This window comes from Thauera linaloolentis 47Lol = DSM 12138 (genome assembly GCF_000310205.1).
Lineage (GTDB): Bacteria > Pseudomonadota > Gammaproteobacteria > Burkholderiales > Rhodocyclaceae > Thauera > Thauera linaloolentis.
This window is the reverse complement of record NZ_AMXE01000136.1, coordinates 1-5,460: the sequence shown is the minus strand read 5'-3', so window position 1 is coordinate 5,460 and position 5,460 is coordinate 1. Positions and strand designations below refer to the sequence as shown.

Genomic DNA, 5,460 nt, shown 5'->3' with positions numbered 1-5,460 from the left:
TCGCTTTCCTGCTCCTGTTGAGTTTATTGCTGCCGTCATTGCTTATTATGTTCATCCCGTCAACATTCAAACGGCCTGTCTCATCATGGAAGGCGCTGAATTTACGGAAAACATTATTAATGGCGTCGAGCGTCCGGTTAAAGCCGCTGAATTGTTCGCGTTTACCTTGCGTGTACGCGCAGGAAACACTGACGTTCTTACTGACGCAGAAGAAAACGTGCGTCAAAAATTACGTGCAGAAGGAGTGATGTAATGTCTAAAGGTAAAAAACGTTCTGGCGCTCGCCCTGGTCGTCCGCAGCCGTTGCGAGGTACTAAAGGCAAGCGTAAAGGCGCTCGTCTTTGGTATGTAGGTGGTCAACAATTTTAATTGCAGGGGCTTCGGCCCCTTACTTGAGGATAAATTATGTCTAATATTCAAACTGGCGCCGAGCGTATGCCGCATGACCTTTCCCATCTTGGCTTCCTTGCTGGTCAGATTGGTCGTCTTATTACCATTTCAACTACTCCGGTTATCGCTGGCGACTCCTTCGAGATGGACGCCGTTGGCGCTCTCCGTCTTTCTCCATTGCGTCGTGGCCTTGCTATTGACTCTACTGTAGACATTTTTACTTTTTATGTCCCTCATCGTCACGTTTATGGTGAACAGTGGATTAAGTTCATGAAGGATGGTGTTAATGCCACTCCTCTCCCGACTGTTAACACTACTGGTTATATTGACCATGCCGCTTTTCTTGGCACGATTAACCCTGATACCAATAAAATCCCTAAGCATTTGTTTCAGGGTTATTTGAATATCTATAACAACTATTTTAAAGCGCCGTGGATGCCTGACCGTACCGAGGCTAACCCTAATGAGCTTAATCAAGATGATGCTCGTTATGGTTTCCGTTGCTGCCATCTCAAAAACATTTGGACTGCTCCGCTTCCTCCTGAGACTGAGCTTTCTCGCCAAATGACGACTTCTACCACATCTATTGACATTATGGGTCTGCAAGCTGCTTATGCTAATTTGCATACTGACCAAGAACGTGATTACTTCATGCAGCGTTACCATGATGTTATTTCTTCATTTGGAGGTAAAACCTCTTATGACGCTGACAACCGTCCTTTACTTGTCATGCGCTCTAATCTCTGGGCATCTGGCTATGATGTTGATGGAACTGACCAAACGTCGTTAGGCCAGTTTTCTGGTCGTGTTCAACAGACCTATAAACATTCTGTGCCGCGTTTCTTTGTTCCTGAGCATGGCACTATGTTTACTCTTGCGCTTGTTCGTTTTCCGCCTACTGCGACTAAAGAGATTCAGTACCTTAACGCTAAAGGTGCTTTGACTTATACCGATATTGCTGGCGACCCTGTTTTGTATGGCAACTTGCCGCCGCGTGAAATTTCTATGAAGGATGTTTTCCGTTCTGGTGATTCGTCTAAGAAGTTTAAGATTGCTGAGGGTCAGTGGTATCGTTATGCGCCTTCGTATGTTTCTCCTGCTTATCACCTTCTTGAAGGCTTCCCATTCATTCAGGAACCGCCTTCTGGTGATTTGCAAGAACGCGTACTTATTCGCCACCATGATTATGACCAGTGTTTCCAGTCCGTTCAGTTGTTGCAGTGGAATAGTCAGGTTAAATTTAATGTGACCGTTTATCGCAATCTGCCGACCACTCGCGATTCAATCATGACTTCGTGATAAAAGATTGAGTGTGAGGTTATAACGCCGAAGCGGTAAAAATTTTAATTTTTGCCGCTGAGGGGTTGACCAAGCGAAGCGCGGTAGGTTTTCTGCTTAGGAGTTTAATCATGTTTCAGACTTTTATTTCTCGCCATAATTCAAACTTTTTTTCTGATAAGCTGGTTCTCACTTCTGTTACTCCAGCTTCTTCGGCACCTGTTTTACAGACACCTAAAGCTACATCGTCAACGTTATATTTTGATAGTTTGACGGTTAATGCTGGTAATGGTGGTTTTCTTCATTGCATTCAGATGGATACATCTGTCAACGCCGCTAATCAGGTTGTTTCTGTTGGTGCTGATATTGCTTTTGATGCCGACCCTAAATTTTTTGCCTGTTTGGTTCGCTTTGAGTCTTCTTCGGTTCCGACTACCCTCCCGACTGCCTATGATGTTTATCCTTTGGATGGTCGCCATGATGGTGGTTATTATACCGTCAAGGACTGTGTGACTATTGACGTCCTTCCCCGTACGCCGGGCAATAATGTTTATGTTGGTTTCATGGTTTGGTCTAACTTTACCGCTACTAAATGCCGCGGATTGGTTTCGCTGAATCAGGTTATTAAAGAGATTATTTGTCTCCAGCCACTTAAGTGAGGTGATTTATGTTTGGTGCTATTGCTGGCGGTATTGCTTCTGCTCTTGCTGGTGGCGCCATGTCTAAATTGTTTGGAGGCGGTCAAAAAGCCGCCTCCGGTGGCATTCAAGGTGATGTGCTTGCTACCGATAACAATACTGTAGGCATGGGTGATGCTGGTATTAAATCTGCCATTCAAGGCTCTAATGTTCCTAACCCTGATGAGGCCGTCCCTAGTTTTGTTTCTGGTGCTATGGCTAAAGCTGGTAAAGGACTTCTTGAAGGTACGTTGCAGGCTGGCACTTCTGCCGTTTCTGATAAGTTGCTTGATTTGGTTGGACTTGGTGGCAAGTCTGCCGCTGATAAAGGAAAGGATACTCGTGATTATCTTGCTGCTGCATTTCCTGAGCTTAATGCTTGGGAGCGTGCTGGTGCTGATGCTTCCTCTGCTGGTATGGTTGACGCCGGATTTGAGAATCAAAAAGAGCTTACTAAAATGCAACTGGACAATCAGAAAGAGATTGCCGAGATGCAAAATGAGACTCAAAAAGAGATTGCTGGCATTCAGTCGGCGACTTCACGCCAGAATACGAAAGACCAGGTATATGCACAAAATGAGATGCTTGCTTATCAACAGAAGGAGTCTACTGCTCGCGTTGCGTCTATTATGGAAAACACCAATCTTTCCAAGCAACAGCAGGTTTCCGAGATTATGCGCCAAATGCTTACTCAAGCTCAAACGGCTGGTCAGTATTTTACCAATGACCAAATCAAAGAAATGACTCGCAAGGTTAGTGCTGAGGTTGACTTAGTTCATCAGCAAACGCAGAATCAGCGGTATGGCTCTTCTCATATTGGCGCTACTGCAAAGGATATTTCTAATGTCGTCACTGATGCTGCTTCTGGTGTGGTTGATATTTTTCATGGTATTGATAAAGCTGTTGCCGATACTTGGAACAATTTCTGGAAAGACGGTAAAGCTGATGGTATTGGCTCTAATTTGTCTAGGAAATAACCGTCAGGATTGACACCCTCCCAATTGTATGTTTTCATGCCTCCAAATCTTGGAGGCTTTTTTATGGTTCGTTCTTATTACCCTTCTGAATGTCACGCTGATTATTTTGACTTTGAGCGTATCGAGGCTCTTAAACCTGCTATTGAGGCTTGTGGCATTTCTACTCTTTCTCAATCCCCAATGCTTGGCTTCCATAAGCAGATGGATAACCGCATCAAGCTCTTGGAAGAGATTCTGTCTTTTCGTATGCAGGGCGTTGAGTTCGATAATGGTGATATGTATGTTGACGGCCATAAGGCTGCTTCTGACGTTCGTGATGAGTTTGTATCTGTTACTGAGAAGTTAATGGATGAATTGGCACAATGCTACAATGTGCTCCCCCAACTTGATATTAATAACACTATAGACCACCGCCCCGAAGGGGACGAAAAATGGTTTTTAGAGAACGAGAAGACGGTTACGCAGTTTTGCCGCAAGCTGGCTGCTGAACGCCCTCTTAAGGATATTCGCGATGAGTATAATTACCCCAAAAAGAAAGGTATTAAGGATGAGTGTTCAAGATTGCTGGAGGCCTCCACTATGAAATCGCGTAGAGGCTTTGCTATTCAGCGTTTGATGAATGCAATGCGACAGGCTCATGCTGATGGTTGGTTTATCGTTTTTGACACTCTCACGTTGGCTGACGACCGATTAGAGGCGTTTTATGATAATCCCAATGCTTTGCGTGACTATTTTCGTGATATTGGTCGTATGGTTCTTGCTGCCGAGGGTCGCAAGGCTAATGATTCACACGCCGACTGCTATCAGTATTTTTGTGTGCCTGAGTATGGTACAGCTAATGGCCGTCTTCATTTCCATGCGGTGCACTTTATGCGGACACTTCCTACAGGTAGCGTTGACCCTAATTTTGGTCGTCGGGTACGCAATCGCCGCCAGTTAAATAGCTTGCAAAATACGTGGCCTTATGGTTACAGTATGCCCATCGCAGTTCGCTACACGCAGGACGCTTTTTCACGTTCTGGTTGGTTGTGGCCTGTTGATGCTAAAGGTGAGCCGCTTAAAGCTACCAGTTATATGGCTGTTGGTTTCTATGTGGCTAAATACGTTAACAAAAAGTCAGATATGGACCTTGCTGCTAAAGGTCTAGGAGCTAAAGAATGGAACAACTCACTAAAAACCAAGCTGTCGCTACTTCCCAAGAAGCTGTTCAGAATCAGAATGAGCCGCAACTTCGGGATGAAAATGCTCACAATGACAAATCTGTCCACGGAGTGCTTAATCCAACTTACCAAGCTGGGTTACGACGCGACGCCGTTCAACCAGATATTGAAGCAGAACGCAAAAAGAGAGATGAGATTGAGGCTGGGAAAAGTTACTGTAGCCGACGTTTTGGCGGCGCAACCTGTGACGACAAATCTGCTCAAATTTATGCGCGCTTCGATAAAAATGATTGGCGTATCCAACCTGCAGAGTTTTATCGCTTCCATGACGCAGAAGTTAACACTTTCGGATATTTCTGATGAGTCGAAAAATTATCTTGATAAAGCAGGAATTACTACTGCTTGTTTACGAATTAAATCGAAGTGGACTGCTGGCGGAAAATGAGAAAATTCGACCTATCCTTGCGCAGCTCGAGAAGCTCTTACTTTGCGACCTTTCGCCATCAACTAACGATTCTGTCAAAAACTGACGCGTTGGATGAGGAGAAGTGGCTTAATATGCTTGGCACGTTCGTCAAGGACTGGTTTAGATATGAGTCACATTTTGTTCATGGTAGAGATTCTCTTGTTGACATTTTAAAAGAGCGTGGATTACTATCTGAGTCCGATGCTGTTCAACCACTAATAGGTAAGAAATCATGAGTCAAGTTACTGAACAATCCGTACGTTTCCAGACCGCTTTGGCCTCTATTAAGCTCATTCAGGCTTCTGCCGTTTTGGATTTAACCGAAGATGATTTCGATTTTCTGACGAGTAACAAAGTTTGGATTGCTACTGACCGCTCTCGTGCTCGTCGCTGCGTTGAGGCTTGCGTTTATGGTACGCTGGACTTTGTAGGATACCCTCGCTTTCCTGCTCCTGTTGAGTTTATTGCTGCCGTCATTGCTTATTATGTTCATCCCGTCAACATTCAAACGG

At 44.7% G+C, this 5,460-nt stretch carries 9 protein-coding genes; all 9 read left to right on the top strand.

All coding sequences use genetic code 11. The features are described 5' to 3' along the window. On the top strand, positions 1-253 hold a 253-nt coding region (locus C666_RS21330), incomplete at its 5' end, for an external scaffolding protein D (protein ID WP_055327158.1). Further along, the gene (locus tag C666_RS21325) at positions 253-369 is read left to right on the top strand and encodes a phage DNA packaging protein J (protein WP_000033471.1); all 117 of its coding nucleotides are present in this window, start codon (positions 253-255) and stop codon (positions 367-369) included. The genes C666_RS21330 and C666_RS21325, both read left to right, overlap by 1 nt. Before the next feature lie 36 nt (positions 370-405). After that, the gene (locus C666_RS21320; protein ID WP_000065572.1) at positions 406-1,689 is read left to right on the top strand and encodes a major capsid protein; all 1,284 of its coding nucleotides are present in this window, start codon (positions 406-408) and stop codon (positions 1,687-1,689) included. Between the two features lie 110 nt (positions 1,690-1,799). Continuing rightward, positions 1,800-2,327 carry a hypothetical protein gene (locus C666_RS21315; protein ID WP_000487867.1) on the top strand — a complete coding sequence of 176 codons (528 nt, stop codon included), beginning with the start codon at positions 1,800-1,802 and terminating at the stop codon, positions 2,325-2,327. 8 nt (positions 2,328-2,335) lie between these two features. Then, a complete protein-coding gene (locus C666_RS21310) occupies positions 2,336-3,322 on the top strand; it encodes a Minor spike protein (RefSeq protein WP_000466547.1) in 987 nt (328 codons plus the stop codon). A gap of 36 nt (positions 3,323-3,358) precedes the next feature. Then, positions 3,359-4,927: a replication endonuclease gene (locus C666_RS21305; RefSeq protein ID WP_001134933.1), complete on the top strand. Its 1,569-nt coding sequence runs from the start codon at positions 3,359-3,361 to the stop codon at positions 4,925-4,927. After that, positions 4,860-5,012 (top strand): hypothetical protein, encoded by a 153-nt coding sequence (locus C666_RS21300; RefSeq protein ID WP_435988044.1) that lies wholly within the window; start codon positions 4,860-4,862, stop codon positions 5,010-5,012. The genes C666_RS21305 and C666_RS21300 overlap by 68 nt, the downstream gene beginning before the upstream one ends. Then, positions 4,945-5,184, top strand: coding sequence for a phage DNA packaging protein C (locus C666_RS21295; protein WP_016670801.1), 240 nt, complete (start codon positions 4,945-4,947; stop codon positions 5,182-5,184). Before C666_RS21300 ends, C666_RS21295 begins: the two co-directional genes overlap by 68 nt. Next, positions 5,181-5,460, top strand: a 280-nt coding sequence (locus C666_RS21290) for a scaffolding protein D (protein WP_020358744.1), incomplete at its 3' end; no start/stop codon positions are given. The genes C666_RS21295 and C666_RS21290, both read left to right, overlap by 4 nt.